The sequence below is a fragment of the Gloeobacter violaceus PCC 7421 genome (assembly GCF_000011385.1).
Classification (GTDB): domain Bacteria; phylum Cyanobacteriota; class Cyanobacteriia; order Gloeobacterales; family Gloeobacteraceae; genus Gloeobacter; species Gloeobacter violaceus.
Window position 1 is genome coordinate 615,822 of record NC_005125.1, and the last position, 14,703, is coordinate 630,524.

Genomic DNA, 14,703 nt, shown 5'->3' on the forward strand with positions numbered 1-14,703 from the left:
GTCCGGGAGGAGTTTCCATGGTTCGCCTACCATCCCGCCCGTTGACATTGGAAGAGTTTCTGCAGTTGCCGGAAACCGAACCTGCCAGTGAATTTATCGACGGGCATATCTTCCAAAAACCGATGCCTCAAGGCAAGCACAGCGCCATCCAGGGCGAACTGCCAGCCGCGGTGAACGCCGTCTTCAGGCATAGACGGATCGCGCGCGCTTTCCCGGAACTGCGGTGCACCTTCGGCGGCCGGTCCGTTGTACCGGATGTAGCGGTTTATGTCTGGGATCGCATTTCGCGCGACACCCAGGGTGCCGTTGCCAACCTGTTCCAGAGTGCTCCCGACTGGACTGTCGAGATCCTTTCTCCCGATCAAAGCCAGACCCGGGTGGTGAAAAATATACTGCATTGCCTGAAATACGGCACCCAGATGGGCTGGCTCATCGACCCCGACGAGCAAACGGTGTTTGTTTACAGGCCGGGTCAACTGCCGGAGGCGTTCGAGGAGCCCGAGGCGCGTCTGCCCATGCCCGATTTTGCCGAGCAACTTTCACTTACCGTGGGCGAGCTGTTCGCCTGGCTGCAAGACTGAAGCGCTTCCAAGCGGTATCACCAGTGGGCAACCCAACCGGGGGTGGCGCATGACCAGCGTCTGCAAGCCGAAACCCGTCTCGATCCATTCTGGGGTGAGGACGATGTCGGGCACGCCGACTACGAGCAATTTTCCGTCTTTTAGAAGCGCAAGGCGATCCGCGTATTGGGCCGCCAGGTTGAGATCGTGGAGGACGGTCACGACGGCCGCTCCCCGGTGGGCAAAGTTGCGCGCCACGGCCAGAGTGCTGTGTTGGTGAGTGAGATCGAGGCTCGCGGTCGGTTCGTCGAGCAGCAGGTAGCGGGGCGAATCGGGGGGCGCTTCCCAGATCTGGGCCAGGACGCGGGCCAGTTGCACCCGTTGCTTTTCGCCGCCCGAGAGCGTCGGGTAAAGCCGTTCGGCCAGGTGAGCCACCCCGGCCGCCGCCATCGCCTCGCGGGCGATTTGACGGTCGCGCTCCCCTTCGAGGCCGCGGCTGTGGGGTGTGCGGCCCATCAGCACCACCTCGAACACCCGAAAGGCAAAAGCCAATGTGGAATTCTGGGGCAAAACGGCGCGCACGCAGGCCCGCTCGCGGGCGGGCCAATCCGCGAGAGCTTTGCCCGCCATGGAGACGCTGCCCCGGGTGGGCCGGATTTCGCCCGCGAGGGTCTTGAGCAACGTCGATTTGCCGGCGCCGTTGGGACCGACGACGGCGAGCACCTCGCCGGGGAGAGCTTCCAGGTTCACCTGCTCAAGAAGCCACCGCCCCGCGAGGCGCACACCGATTCCCGCGGCCTTGAGCATCAGCCCCACCCCTGCGAGCGCTCCCGCAGCAGCAACCACAAAAAGAAGGGCGCTCCGAGAGCGGCAGTCAGAATGCCGATGGGCAACTCCGCCGGGGCGACGACGGTCCGGCACAACCAGTCCGCGGCGATGAGCAGCGCCGCCCCCAGCAAGCTCGCATCGATCAGCAAATGGCGGTGGTCCGGTCCCGACCAGAATCTCAGCAGATGCGGCACGGCCAGACCGACAAAGCCGATGATCCCCGAGATAGAGACCGCCGCGCCGACCGCGAGGGCCGCAAGCACGATCGCCGCCGCCTTCACCCGCTCGATGTCAACTCCGAGGTGAACCGCTTCCGCTTCGCCGAGCAAAAAGGCGTTGAGCGGCCGGGCGAGGGTCGGCAGCAGCACGATGGCGGCAAGTAGCGGCGGGGCTACCCCAGCCAGTGCCTCCCAGGTGGCCCCCCCGAGGCTGCCCAGGCTCCAGAAAGTAATACTGCGCAATTGGGCGTCGGTGGCCGCGAAGGTCAACAGCCCCGTGCCCGCCCCCGCCAGTGCGTTGACGGCAATCCCGGCCAGCAGCATCGTGGCCACGCTGGTGCGCCCCTCTGCACTCGCGAGCCGGTAGACCAGCAGCGTCGTGACCAGTCCCCCCGCGAAGGCGGCGACCGGCAGGGTAAACGGCCCCGCAAGGCTTCCGGTTCCCAGGACAATCGCCCCCACCGCCGCGAGCGCCGCACCGCTCGAGACGCCAATGAGGCCCGGATCGGCGAGGGGGTTGCGAAACAAGCCCTGCATCGCCGCCCCGGCCGTGGCCAGTGCCGCCCCCACCAGTGCCCCGAGCAACACCCGCGGCAGCCGCACGGCGAGCAGCACCGCCTCCTGCTGCGGTTCGAACGCCCAGGGCAGTGCCACACCGATTTGCCCTGCCAGGATCGCCGCCACCTGGGTGGGGGCGATGGCTACCGCCCCATTGCCGACGGCAAAGAGCACCAGAGCGACGAGCAGCCCCACCAGACCCAGGCGCGGCGCAGCGACGCGCAGTGCCCGGCCGGTGCCCTTGGCAGGCAAAAACCCGGCCTTGCTCACACCTTCGCCCCCGCCGGGGCCGGGGATCGCAGCTGTCGGCTCAGATCGCGCACGGCCTGAGCGAGGCGCGGCCCGAAGCCCAATAGGTACAGATCGTCCATCGCTACCACCCGCTTGTTTTTGAGCGCAGGGGTGAGCGCCAGTCCCGGCAGTTGGGCAAGACCATCGATGCCCCCGACGCTCGCCAATCCCGCCGCAGGGACCAGCACGACATCGGGAGCCGCCGCCACCGCCGCCTCGGCGGTGAGGGGCTTGTAGCCTTCGTAGCCGTCCACAGCATTGGTGGCCCCCGCCAGGTTGAGCATCGCATCGGCAGCGTTATCCTGTCCGGCCACCATCAGCGTGTTCGCCCCTCGTGCGTACAAAAAGAGCACTCTGGGCCGGACGCGCTGCCGGGCGACCTCACCCCGGGCAGCAGCCAGGTCTTTGCGCAATCCGGCAACCAGCGCTTCGCCGCGCTCGGTGCGGCCCACCGCCTTTGCGACCGCCCGAATCTTTGCCTCTACACCCGCCGGGGTGTGCTCACTGCTGGGAACGACGGCAAGCTTGACCCCCGCCGCTTTGAGCTGGTCGAGGGCAGCGGGCGGGCCTGCTTCTTCAGTCGCTAAAATCAGCGTGGGTTTGAGCGAAAGCACCCCTTCGGCGGACACCTGGCGCTGATAGCCCACCTGGGGCAAACGGGCCGCCGCCGCAGGATAGGTGCTCGAAGCGTCCACGCCCACCAGCTGTGCACCGGCATCGAGCGCGTAGACGATCTCGGTGATCGATCCACCCAGGGCCACGATCCGGGATGCGGAAGGCTTCTCAGCCGCCCGACCAGCACAAACCACAGCCAGCAGGGCCAGCAACGCGAAGCTCAACCCCTTCCAGGCCGGCATTTTCCCCATCGAGTAACCTCCACCCGCGCCGACCCGCTTCGAGGGGTCGCTATCGTGCAGCGTAACCTATCAGGAATCAATGTCAACTAGGGGGCGACCTTACCACCTTGCTTAGGCGCGGGCACTTCCAGGAAGAATCGGCACGATCCGCTGTACAGCTGAAAACCGTTGCAACCGTTCCGATTTGCTTGCCTTGCGCGGTCCTGGGAATCGCCCCTTGAATTTTGGTACCCTGGGGCAAAATTACTTTTGTCGTCGAGGTTCCAGGGGCCATGAAACATTTGCGGGGTCTGTCCCTTCTGTGCGCTGCTGTGAGCGGTTTTGCCGCCGCCGGCACTCTGCTTGCTGTCCCGGCGATGGCCGAATTGCCGCCGCTCATCCCGCGCGAGGTGCTCTTTGGAAACCCCGAGCGCACCAGTCCCAGACTCTCCCCCGACGGCAAGCGCCTCGCCTGGTTGGCTCCCGACAAGAACAACGTTCTGCAGGTGTGGGTCAAAACCATCGGCCAGAACGACGACAAAGTGGTCACCGCCGACAAAAAGCGCGGCATCCGCTTTTTCACCTGGGCTTACAACAATCGCACCCTCATCTACCAGCAAGATCTCGACGGCGACGAGAATTTTCACCTCTACGGCGTCGACCTGCCCACCGCTCAGGTGCGCGACTTTACGCCTTTTAAGGGGGTGCGCGCCGGGATTGCAGCGATTGATCCCGCCTACCCGGATGGGGTGCTCGTCTCGCTCAACAAGCGCAATCCGCAGCTTTTCGACATCTACCGCCTTGATCTGAAGACCGGCGAGTTGAAACTCGACACCGAGAATCCCGGCGATGTATTGGGCTGGGGCGCCGATGCGAAACTGGCCGTCCGCGCCGCCCAGGTCAAGAACGCGGACGGCAGCAACGAGATTCGCATCCGCGACAGTGCCAAAGCCCCCTGGAAAAGCCGGCTCAAAGCCGGGCCGACAGAAATTCTCGAATTTGTCGATTTCACCGCCGACGGTGAATCTGCCGTCTTGCGCTCTTCCCTGGGTTCGGACACGGTCCGCGTTGTACTCAAAGGCATCAACAAGAAAAACGACAAGGTGCTCGCCGCCGATGCCCGCGTCGATGCCGAGAGTGTGCTCATCCAGCCCAGGACGCGCCTGGTGCAGGCGGTCTCCTTTGCCCCCGGCCGCACCGAATGGAAGGTGGTTTCCCCGTCGGTCGAGGCCGATTTCGCCGCCCTCGAAAAAGTCTTCGACGGCGACTTCACCGTCGTCAACCGCAGCGCCGACGACAGCACGTGGCTGGTGGCCTACACCTCCGATCGGGGCTCGGTGCGCTACTACACCTGGAACCGCAGGACCCAAAAAGCGGCGTTGCTGCTCGTGCAGCAGCCCAAACTCGAAGGATTGCCGCTGGCGAAGATGGAGCCGGTGACCATTACCGCCCGCGACGGCCTCAAACTGAACGCCTATCTCACTACCCCGGTCGGCGTGCCGGCGCGCAAACTGCCGATGGTGCTGTTCGTCCACGGCGGTCCCTGGAGTCGCGACGACTGGGGGTACGACCCTTACGCGCAGTGGTTCGCCAACCGGGGCTACGCCGTGCTGCAGGTCAACTTCCGCGGCTCCACCGGCTACGGCAAGAACTTCCTCAACGCCGGCAACCGCCAGTGGGGCCTGAAGATGCACGAGGATCTGATCGACGCGGTCAACTGGGCGGCCGGTACCCTGGGGCTCGCCGACCCCAAAAAAGTGGCGATCTACGGCGGCTCCTACGGCGGCTACGCCGCCCTGGCGGGTCTGGCTTTTACCCCGGAAGTCTTCGCCTGCGGCGTCGATATCGTCGGTCCTTCCAATATCAAGACCCTGATCAATTCGATTCCGCCCTACTGGAAACCGTTTCGATCGGAATTTGACCTGCGCGTCGGCAACATCGACGATCCCAAAGACGCGGAACTGATCAAAAACGCCTCGCCGCTCTTTAAAGCCGATCGAATCCGCAAGCCGCTGTTGATTGGCCAGGGCGCCAACGACCCGCGCGTCAAACAGGCCGAATCGGAGCAGATCGTCGAGGCGATCGAGAAAAACGGCGGCCAGGTCACCTACGTCGTCTACCCCGACGAGGGCCACGGTTTCGCCCGGCCCGAGAACCGCATCGACTTCAACGCCCGCGCCGAGAAGTTCCTGGCCGATTGTTTGGGGGGCCGCTCCGAACCGATGCCCAGCGACCCAATCGCCGGAGCCACCGCCGTGGTCAAGCAGATCGGCCCCAAAGCTTCTTCTGCCGCTCCCTAAAGCGGACCGGACCAACAGTCCGGCACGCTTGCCTGTCTGCAGCAGGTCGCCTTACTCTCGATAAAATGGAGCCGTCACTCTGCGGAGGTACCCGCCGTGGCCGGTGTGTCTGTCGGTCCGAGGCCGTTTACAGTCGGCGAGTACCACCGCATGGCCGAAGCCGGTGTGTTCGCTCCGGAAGAAAACGTCGAATTGCTCGAAGGCCGGATCATTGCTATGCCTCCCCAAGGGCCACTGCACGCCTCCACAGTGCGCCGGTTGCTGAATGCCCTGCTCGCCCTGGGATTGCGCATGGATCGCCTGCTCATCGAGCAGCCGATTACCCTCGGCGAAAATGGCGAACCCGTCCCGGACATTACCGTCGTCGAGCCGGACCCCGAAAATCGGTTCTATGCCGGTGGCCATCCGGGCGCAAACCGCGTCCTGCTGGTGATTGAAGTTTCCGATTCGACCCTGGATTACGATCTGGGTGAAAAGCGTGGGGCTTACGCCCGTGCCGGCATCGGCGAGTACTGGGTGGTGGATGTGCGCGGTCGCCGCGTTCACCGACACACAGAACCCATCGAAAGCAATTACGCCGACACCTCGGTGCACTCGCAGACGGATGTCCTGCCTTTGCTCGGTGGAAGTATTCCCCTCCATGAGCTGTTTTCCGATTGAAGGGTAAACCTTCGAAAAAACAACTTTGTCAAGGGAATTTACGGCGGTACAGAAGCGGGACTTTCCGGGGCCGGGTTGTCGATCGGTTCCGGGACGACGGGAGCCTCGGCGGGCAAAAGCACCTCCGGGCGGGGCGGGCGCCGGGTGGGCACGGGGCGCCGCTCGCGCAGCGGCACGCGCCGGGAGCAGATATTGTCGGGCAGACGGCCGGTGAAGACCAGTTGCAAACTGTCGCGCAGGTTGTTTTCGGCGCGCGTGCGGCAGCGGGACGACAAGCCACCCCCGCGGCTGCAGGGGCAGTCGCTGCGCCGCGGGGTAAGCGCCTCTTCGCCGGAAGTTTCGGTCTTTTGCTCTGCGAACGCTCGACACTGGCGGCGCTCCCGGTTCTGAGCGCGTTCGAGTTCGACGGTGCGCTCGGTGCAGTTCGGGCCGCCCACCCGGCTGAGGGGCATCGAGGACTCGCCAAAAAAGCCGACCGGTGAGCCATTGACCAGGGCTGCAATTCCATCCTCCGTCGTAAGATCCCCATTTCTCAAAATCAGCATCCCCCGCATGTCAGCCACCTGCGCACCCAGTTCCGCAAGCACGAAGCGCGCCCCTTTCAGGGCAATGCGCCCCTTGGTCGTCCCGCCGCTGACCTCAAGATCGATGCCGGCGCGGCCTCCCAAATCCCCAAAGCGCGCCGCAAAGTTGCGGCCAAAGGTTTCGCCCAACAGGTTGGAGGCAAGGATCGGACCGGCGGCGCGCAAATCGAGATCGCGGCTGCGCGCGGTGAACCGGGAAAAAGTATCGCCGAAGCTGTAGCTGTTGAGCACCCCGTCGACGCCGACGGTCGAATCGCCCACCCGGGCGCTCAACCCGGCCAGGGTGAGGCGGGCCGGTTCAAAGAGCAACCGGCCGCGCAGCCCTTCGATCGCCCGCGGCCAACCCCACTGCTTGATCGAAACCCCCGCCAGTTCGGCCCACCCTCGCAACTCGGGCGCTTTGAGCGTACCGGCGATTTCGAGATCCAGCCCGGCGCGACCCCGCACCAGCCCCAGCCGTTCGCTGAGCAAGGCCGAAAAGGGCGCCAGTTCGGTGCGCCCGGAGACGATCTTGAGCCTGACCGGCCCGCCCGCCCGCCGGCTGACCGTGCCGCTGAGCGTCGCCTCCAGACCGGGTGCTCCCACCCGCAGGCCCCCCATCGAAATGGCCGTCTTTGCCAGCAGCAATTTGCCGTCGAGCCGCTCGACGGCACTGCGCAACTTCGGGTGGGAAACGGCAAAGTTGGCCGCCTCGATCGTGCCGGTGGTCAGGTAGCGATCGAAGGGGCCGTTCAGCTGTATTTCCGCCCGCAGTTTGCCGGACCCTCTGCTGCCGGGCAGCCAGTCGCGCACTTCGTAAGGCAATAAAGTCACAGGCAACTTGTCGCGCATAGAAAATGGATCGAAATAGGCGCTGTTGAGCTTTAAGTCGACCGCGGCTTTGCCCTTTGGGTTGCCCGGAGTGACGACTTTGCCCGCCAACTGCACGTCGATGCCCTCGGTGCTGACCCGCAGCCGCTCAACGGCCACGGTGGAACCCGTGAGCGAAACGGCCCCTTCAAAGCCCAGGTTGCGCACCTGCCAGATTTTTTTGCCCAGCACCTCGGGCCACCGCCAGTGGAGCAACCGCGAGAAGAGCTTGCCCTTCAGGGACACCCGATTGTCGGAATCCCGCCGCCAGTCGCCGTCGAAGTCGTAGACGCCCGCCAGCCCCGAAAGTCCCGCAATTTGCCGGGTGTAGTCGCGCAACAGACGCGGACGGAACTTGCGACAAAGTATTTTTAATTCTCCTTGCGAAGAAAACCAATCGCCATCGACGGGCCGCAGCAGCCGGCCGTCGGCGCTCAGATCCGCGATGCGCTTACTCCGGTAGTCGGCTGCCGCCCCCTGCACGCTCACCAGCAAGGTCCGCTCGTCGAGGTCGTCGAGCTTGAGGCTCAAGGGCGCAATCAAAAATTGCTGGGCCGGTCGCGGTTGGGCGTCGGTTATCGCCACACTCGCCCCGATAAGCCGCAGTCCCGTGCGGGTCAGATCCGCCTTCAAGGTGCCGCTTGGCCTGTCTGGCGGCTGCAGATCCGCCCAGTTCCAGCGGCCGTCCCGATTGCGTTTGAGGTCGATGCGCGCTTCGTCGAGTTCGACAAGCCGAACTTTGAGATCCTGCAGAATCAGCGCGAAAAAGTCCAGTTCGATAAACGCCTGGCGGGCCTTGAGATCGACATTGCCGTCGCTGCCCAACAGTTGCAAATTGTCCACCACGACGCCGAAGCCGCCAAGGGTGCGCAGCCGCACCCGGCTGAGGATCGCCTCCCGCCGCGTCCAGGTGGACAGTTCCTTTTGCACCAGCGCGTCGAAGCTTTTGTCCTCGACAAAAAAAGGCAGCACCAGCAGGACGCCCCCTGCAATCAACCCGACGACAGCCAGGGCACCCAAGGCGCGCCACAACCAAATCCAGGCGCTGCGGACCCATTTTTCGCTTCTCGCTCGATAGCGACGAGGGGCGTCCGGCTCGATATCGCTGGCCATAATCTTTCTGCCGTCCCGGCCAATAATTGCACTGATCGACGAGAACCATCCTATCCACGGCAGGTTAAACTCAGGCGCCCCAGGCGATAGGAGTGGGTGGGAAGCCGGGGCGCTGTCTTTTTTCGTTAGTGATCGGCGTGACCCTCCAGGTCTGTGACGTGCAGGTCACCTCCGGAAGATGGCGGCGCCTGGTGCTGGTCCAGTCGGTTCTTGCATTTATCTTCGGCACGGTGATCCTGGTCTTCAGCATCAACCTGGTTGCCGGTCTGGTTTGAGGCCGATGGGAACTGGGAGATCACAGGTTGGCCACCCGCACCCGCATCGCTTCCACCCGCTGTTCGAGAGCCTTGAGAAGCTGCAAAAATTCGCTGTCGCTGTGCAGCGAAGCGAAAACCGGCTCCCGCCGCAAAAAGCGGTAATGACAGTAGCCCTCGTCCACGGCCGCGCGCAGCCAGCGCAGGGCTTCGTCGCGCTTACCCTGCACCGCGTAGACCGCCGCGAGGTCGAAGCGATAAAACGAATCTTCGTTGCCCCGGGCGATCGCCGCCTTGTCGAGCTTCAAACTGCGCTCAAGCAGAGCCTTTGCCTCGGTGCGCCGGCTATCGCGCCAGGCGAGCTCACCCAGCACCGTCGTCGGCAGCAGATAGCCCGTGCCGGCCAGCAAATCGCCGGATCCCTGAAGAATGCGCCGATAATAAGCACGGGCCTGGGACCGGTTCCCCGCGAAGCGTTCGACATCCCCGGCGGCGTATAGACCCGACAACTGCCGCGGTTCGGCTTCGATCAGTCGTCGGGCGGTTTGTCTGGCCGCCTCAAAGTTGCCGTTCAGCAAATAAAACTGGCTCCACTTCCAGAGGGCGTAGGCGTCGTCGGGTCGAAGCGTAACCGCCGCTTCGAGGGCCTGACGCGCCCGGGCGTCGTCGCCCAAAATCGTAAAAAAATCGCCCAAGTTAGTCTGCAGGGGCGTGCTGAGCGGATCGAGGGCGACCGCCCTGAGGGTCCAGTTCACACCCTCCTCCAATTCGCAGCGGATGAAATTGACCGAACCGTAGCTTCCCAGGGCGGCGGCGTTGTTGGGGGCCAGGGCGATGGCCCGGCGGTAGGCATCTTGGGCCTTGCGAAAAAAACCCTTGCCGCGCAGACCGTTACCCAGGGCGCGGTGCGCCTCTCCAAGCTGCGGGTCGATGGCGAGGGCCTTGCGGCTGGCCCCCAGGGACGCCTCCAGCCAGACATCGCCCTGGCTGTAATCGACCGCCTTGCGAAAGTAGGCGTTACCCAAGGCGGCGTGGGCGAGGGCGTAATTCGGTTCGAGCGCCAGTGCCCGCTTGAACAGTTCGATGGCCAGGTCGTTTTCGGCGTTGCGGCCGCGCTCGAAGTACTCGCGCCCCTTGAGGTAGTAGTCGTAGGCGGTGATATTGCCGGTGGGTGTCTGGGTGACACGCTCTTTTTCGGCCGGCGACAGTTTTGCCTGCAATCGGCCGGCAATCTGCTGCGCCACGTCCTCTTGAATCTTAAATACATCGCTCAGTTGTCGGTCGTAATCTCCGGACCACAGCTGCTCGCCGGTGGCGGGGTCGACGAGTTGACTGACGATGCGCACTTTGTTGCCCTCGCGGCGCACACTGCCGGTCAGCACGCTGCTGACTCCCAGCTCCCGGGCGATTTCACCGAGGCTTTTGGGGCTCTCGGCGTACTGGGCGGCGGCGGAGCTGGCGATCACCTTCAAGTCGGCAATCTTGCCCAGTTGATTGGTAATATCCACGGCCATCCCGGCGCTAAAGTAGGCGCTTTGTTTGTCGCCGCCCAGATTGACGAAGGGCAACACCGCAATTGCGTGGTTCGGAGGATTCGACAGCAGGCGCACGAAGGGATTGGCCGCCCAAAATAGTCCGGCAAGCAACCCCAGTTCCAACAGCACCGTCCCTACCGCCAGTCTCCGCCGCCGCCCGGAGGCGCGCGGCGCCTCGGCAAGCCCGTAGATCATCATTCCAGCCAAAAGAGCGAGTCCGGCGGCGGCGAACCACCCGGGTCCGGCAAGCAGACTGCGGGCGGTCAGTTCGTTGGCCACCCAAAAGGCGGCGCCATTGAGCGCCACCACCGCCACCGCCCGTGCGAGCGCGCCTGCGGGCCAGGGGCGCATCCCCGTCCGCTCGGCTCCATCCAGGTAGCGGCGCACCTCCGTGAGCAGCTCACCCACCGTCGCGTAGCGCCGGTCGAGTGGTTTGCTAAGTGACCGGAGCACGATGCGGTCGAGGGCACCTTCCAATTGGCGGCTCAGGCCCTGTGCGCCGCCCTCGGCGGCTGCCGGGGCAAACGCCCGGGTGGGCTGCTCGCCCACCGCCCGGCTCGGCAGTAGTGCTGTCTGATCGCTCAGAGTCCAGGCCAATTCGTAACTGGCCGCCGCCTGGGCTCCCGCCGGCCGCTGACCGGTGATCAGTTCGTACAGCACCACCCCGAGGGCGTACACATCGCTTGCCGGGGTCAATTCGGCCCCGGCAATCTGCTCGGGCGAGGCGTAGCGCGGCGTGAGCACCCGCAGATCGGTGCGGGTCGGCTCGGAGGATCGCCCCTGGGGGTCGAGCAGCTTGGCGATCCCAAAATCGAGCAAGCGCGGCTCGCCTTCGCAGTTGACCAGGATGTTGCTCGGTTTGAGGTCGCGGTGAATGACCCGGCAGGTGTGGGCGTACTGCACCGCCTGGCAGACTTTGGAAAATAGTTCCAGGCGCGGTCTCAAGCCGAGCTGCTGAGCTTCGCAATAGCGATCGATGGGCATGCCGTCGACAAATTCCATCACCAGATAGGGCACCCCCGCCTCGGTGCTGCCGCCGTCGATCAGCCTGGCGATATAGGGATGTTCCAGATTGGCCAGGATCTGCCTTTCGCTCAAAAAGCGGCCCACCTGCAGCGCTGCTGCCCAACCGGTCTGCAACACCTTGATACAGACTTGTTTTTGGAACTGACCGTCGGCGCGCTCGGCCAGAAATACCACCCCCATGCCGCCTCGCCCCAACTCGCGCACCACCCGATAGGCCCCCAGGCGTTGACCGGCGCGCAGCGGAGCACCCACCGGTACTGCCTCATCTGCGAGCCCGGCGAGCAAACTCAACATTGGCGCGCTCAAAAAATCGGGCTGCTGCTCGTGGATAGTGAGCAACTGGTCGATAAATCGGCGCTGTTCCGCTTCGAGCTTACAGCCATCGAGAAAGGCAAGCCGTTCGGCTCCCTGGTAGTCCAGGGCATCCCCGAGAATTTCGCTCAGCTGTTGCCACTGCTCGGGCGTCATGGCTCGGGCTCTGTAGGTAGGCGACGGCGAACGGACAGACTTGTCGGGAGGGGATGGAAACCGCAATGCGGCACCCGCCGAGCAAAGACCTGCGCTGGACTATGCACAGTGTATCCGTTGATGCAAAGCACTCGCCAGACCTCCCTATCATCCATCGGGAAGGACCTTGCGCATCCAGCGTGTGATTGGCTTGAGAGACATCGGCCGTTAACGACCGGAATATCCGACAGGAGCGTGCCGAAGTCGGGCTCGTTCATAAGCGTGGTCACTGCCACCGTCGCCGCGGGCGAGGACCCCGGCTTGCCCCTCGGACAGGTCTGGCAACAGACAGGGTGTCCCCCTGCTCCCGCCGCCGCCAACCGCCGAAGAGACTTTGAGCTCGGTCATAAACTAGATGCGGACGGGGAGATTCGAACTCCCACGGGTTGCCCCACAGGTTCCTAAGACCGGCGTGTCTACCATTCCACCACGTCCGCACGTTCTATCAGTTTGACATCCTCCCCGGCCTCAAGGCACGGGAATTCCTTCCTGCTTCACTGGCCCGGTATTCCGGTGGCCTCCACAGGCTTCTTGACGGCGTATCCCGCCGCCGCAACCAGGGTCGGGGCCGTTCTCCCAACGGCCCGAGTTGCCCCAACGACCCCCAGACCACGCTGCAAGAGCACTTGGGCGGCTGCCACGTCGCGGTCTGTCGTGTATCCACACGCCAGGCACTCGTGTACCCGAACACTCAAGTCTTTCTTGCCCGTATGCACGCCGCACTGCGGGCAGGTCTGGCTCGTACCTTTGGGGTCCACCCTGGCAAAGAAGACACCGCGCTTGCGGCAGGTCCATTCCAGCGTCGAGAGAAACATCCCCTATCCGGCATCAAGGACGTGTTTGGCCAGCATCGATGCCGCCAGGGCCTGGCAACCCAAATCTTCCGCGAAGATCGTCCCTGCTCTGTCGCACAGACGATGGGCCGGCTGACGGTGAAACTCTTTGCGCAGATTACCGATGCGCTCGTGTAGTCGAGCTACTTTTTGTTGTACTTTCCTCCAATTATTGGACCCGCGCTTTTTGCGCGATACCCGGCGTTGCAGCAATTTCAGCTTGCTTTGGGCATCGACAAAAAACTTGGGCCGGTGGACAAGTTCGCCGTCCGAGAAGGCCGCGAAATGGTGCAACCCCAGATCGATACCGATCGCCTCGCCGTGGGGTTGGGCCTCGCTCAATGCGGCATCCGACTGAATCGCCATCACCGCGTACCAGCCGGAAGCGCGTCTGAGCACTCTCACCTGCTTGACCCGAAAACCCTCGGGGATGCTTCGAGACAGGCGCATCCTCACATAGCCGATGGTGGGCACCTTCAAGCGCTCGCCGCGTACCGGAGCGCTCGCAAACTGCGGAAAACAGATAGAACGCAATCGGCCGGGCTTCTTGAATCTGGGAAAGCCCAAACCACCTTCGCGCATTGAGATGAACGCCTTCTCCAACTGCTGGAGTACCTGTTGCAACACCTGGGAGTGGACAGCCTGAAGGTGAGGGTTGTGCTTTCTGGCTAGGGTGAGAGCTTTGCACTGGCGGGCATAGGTGGGCCAGGGTGCATCGGCAGCAATGATGAATTCCGAACGTATCGAACAAGCATTGAGCGGAGCCTTGCGAGAGTTAATCCAGTCTTTGCGCTCGGCCAGCACAAAGTTCCAGACGCGCCGAGAAGTCTCAAACCAGCATTGCAGTGTGCTGGCCTGCTCAGTGGTCGGCTCCAATCGATACTTGAAGTTCATCAGCATCGTGGGATTACAGCATTTCTTAGAAAGCAATAAAGCTATTCTAAGCTCATGAAAGCCGCCCTCGAAGGGCGGGGCTTTAAACCCATTCCCAGGGGTAAAAGCCTCACCCCTACCCCTGTCGGCCCTCTCCCTGGAAGGCAATTTCCTCCAATCTTTGCCTGAACCTGGTTCTTGTCTGCAGCTCGGCGAGGTTGTAGCACTCGATGCGCTTCACCTGTGCCAGAGCGAGGACGGTTCTCGCCGAGCCCTGAACCTTGCCGTCGCCGTCTTCGGGTACGAAGCAGATCACATAGGCACTCGGGCTGTTGAGATCTTCCCCGAGCAGCTGAAACACCCGCCGGGTGTGCGCCCGCCTCTGAAAATTGTTGTAGGTTTTCCAGTGGGGGTGAACCGATGCCGCCAGCCGTGCCGCCCGGACGATTGTCTCAGGGTCGCAGACCACCAGCCCATCGCGATAGCCGCCGGCCCCGGAATGGGGCACATAGACTTCGCGCGTCCCTGGCGCTGCGCCGGCGGCAAAGGCGGCGTCCGTCCCCTTATCGTGCCCAGTGCGCACAACCATGCCTTCGCCTGCCAGGTGCTGCGCTACCGTCATCACCAACGCAGCAACGTCGGGTGGCGGATCGGTCGAGCCGACGCCTGTGTAGAAGCGGTTGACGGTGAGCAGGTTCACCGCCTGGTGCTGCTCGCCGGAAGTGATGTCCGGACGGTCGTCGACACCCTGGTCTTTAAGTGAGCGGTGATCGACCCGGGCGTCGCTGTCGGCGGCGTTTGCATCTCGACGATTTCCCACTTTCCGGCGTACCTCGGTCATGCTCCTCGAATCGCCGTGCCCGACTGCGATTGTCCAA

Annotated in this window: 12 protein-coding genes and 1 tRNA gene; 4 read left to right on the forward strand and 9 right to left on the reverse strand. The window is 63.6% G+C overall.

The genetic code is table 11. The features are described from left to right. Positions 1 to 17 precede the first annotated feature (17 nt). Positions 18 to 581, forward strand: coding sequence for a Uma2 family endonuclease (locus GLL_RS02995; protein WP_011140580.1), 564 nt, complete (start codon positions 18 to 20; stop codon positions 579 to 581). Here GLL_RS02995 and GLL_RS03000 read toward each other — a convergent pair. The 3 genes from GLL_RS03000 to GLL_RS03010 are packed head-to-tail and all read right to left on the reverse strand — an operon-like array spanning position 540 to position 3,321. Then, on the reverse strand, positions 540 to 1,367 hold the full coding sequence (locus tag GLL_RS03000; protein WP_011140581.1) for a heme ABC transporter ATP-binding protein: 828 nt from the start codon (positions 1,365 to 1,367) through the stop codon (positions 540 to 542). The two genes, GLL_RS02995 and GLL_RS03000, sit on opposite strands and share 42 nt — an antisense overlap. Beyond that, the gene (locus tag GLL_RS03005) at positions 1,367 to 2,434 is read right to left on the reverse strand and encodes a FecCD family ABC transporter permease (RefSeq protein WP_011140582.1); all 1,068 of its coding nucleotides are present in this window, start codon (positions 2,432 to 2,434) and stop codon (positions 1,367 to 1,369) included. Before GLL_RS03005 ends, GLL_RS03000 begins: the two co-directional genes overlap by 1 nt. Further along, positions 2,431 to 3,321: a heme/hemin ABC transporter substrate-binding protein gene (locus GLL_RS03010; RefSeq protein ID WP_011140583.1), complete on the reverse strand. Its 891-nt coding sequence runs from the start codon at positions 3,319 to 3,321 to the stop codon at positions 2,431 to 2,433. Before GLL_RS03010 ends, GLL_RS03005 begins: the two co-directional genes overlap by 4 nt. A 263-nt stretch (positions 3,322 to 3,584) precedes the next feature. On the opposite strand from GLL_RS03010, the gene GLL_RS03015 reads away from it, so the two are divergent. Together GLL_RS03015 and GLL_RS03020 are read left to right on the forward strand one after the other, a co-directional pair. Beyond that, the gene (locus GLL_RS03015) at positions 3,585 to 5,591 is read left to right on the forward strand and encodes a S9 family peptidase (RefSeq protein ID WP_011140584.1); all 2,007 of its coding nucleotides are present in this window, start codon (positions 3,585 to 3,587) and stop codon (positions 5,589 to 5,591) included. A 96-nt stretch (positions 5,592 to 5,687) separates the two neighbouring features. Next, the gene (locus GLL_RS03020; protein WP_011140585.1) at positions 5,688 to 6,251 is read left to right on the forward strand and encodes a Uma2 family endonuclease; all 564 of its coding nucleotides are present in this window, start codon (positions 5,688 to 5,690) and stop codon (positions 6,249 to 6,251) included. A 38-nt stretch (positions 6,252 to 6,289) separates the two neighbouring features. On the opposite strand, the gene GLL_RS03025 is transcribed toward GLL_RS03020, so the two are convergent. Then, positions 6,290 to 8,797 carry a hypothetical protein gene (locus GLL_RS03025; protein ID WP_011140586.1) on the reverse strand — a complete coding sequence of 836 codons (2,508 nt, stop codon included), beginning with the start codon at positions 8,795 to 8,797 and terminating at the stop codon, positions 6,290 to 6,292. Between the two features lie 128 nt (positions 8,798 to 8,925). Between GLL_RS03025 and GLL_RS03030 the strand changes: the two genes are divergently transcribed. Then, a complete protein-coding gene (locus GLL_RS03030; RefSeq protein ID WP_269446199.1) occupies positions 8,926 to 9,072 on the forward strand; it encodes a DUF1345 domain-containing protein in 147 nt (48 codons plus the stop codon). Positions 9,073 to 9,092: 20 nt separating this feature from the next. Here GLL_RS03030 and GLL_RS03035 read toward each other — a convergent pair whose 3' ends face one another. The 5 genes from GLL_RS03035 to GLL_RS03050 form a co-directional block, all read right to left on the reverse strand. After that, on the reverse strand, positions 9,093 to 12,080 hold the full coding sequence (locus GLL_RS03035; RefSeq protein ID WP_011140588.1) for a serine/threonine-protein kinase: 2,988 nt from the start codon (positions 12,078 to 12,080) through the stop codon (positions 9,093 to 9,095). 395 nt (positions 12,081 to 12,475) lie between these two features. Then, positions 12,476 to 12,556: transfer RNA gene (locus tag GLL_RS03040), tRNA-Leu, on the reverse strand. Between the two features lie 57 nt (positions 12,557 to 12,613). Beyond that, positions 12,614 to 12,934: a zinc ribbon domain-containing protein gene (locus GLL_RS23605; RefSeq protein ID WP_197530107.1), complete on the reverse strand. Its 321-nt coding sequence runs from the start codon at positions 12,932 to 12,934 to the stop codon at positions 12,614 to 12,616. A 3-nt stretch (positions 12,935 to 12,937) separates the two neighbouring features. Next, positions 12,938 to 13,852: an RNA-guided endonuclease InsQ/TnpB family protein gene (locus GLL_RS03045; protein WP_011140589.1), complete on the reverse strand. Its 915-nt coding sequence runs from the start codon at positions 13,850 to 13,852 to the stop codon at positions 12,938 to 12,940. Positions 13,853 to 13,961: 109 nt separating this feature from the next. Continuing rightward, entirely contained in the window at positions 13,962 to 14,666 is a 705-nt protein-coding gene (locus GLL_RS03050) for a hypothetical protein (RefSeq protein ID WP_164928546.1), read from the reverse strand. Positions 14,667 to 14,703 lie beyond the last annotated feature (37 nt).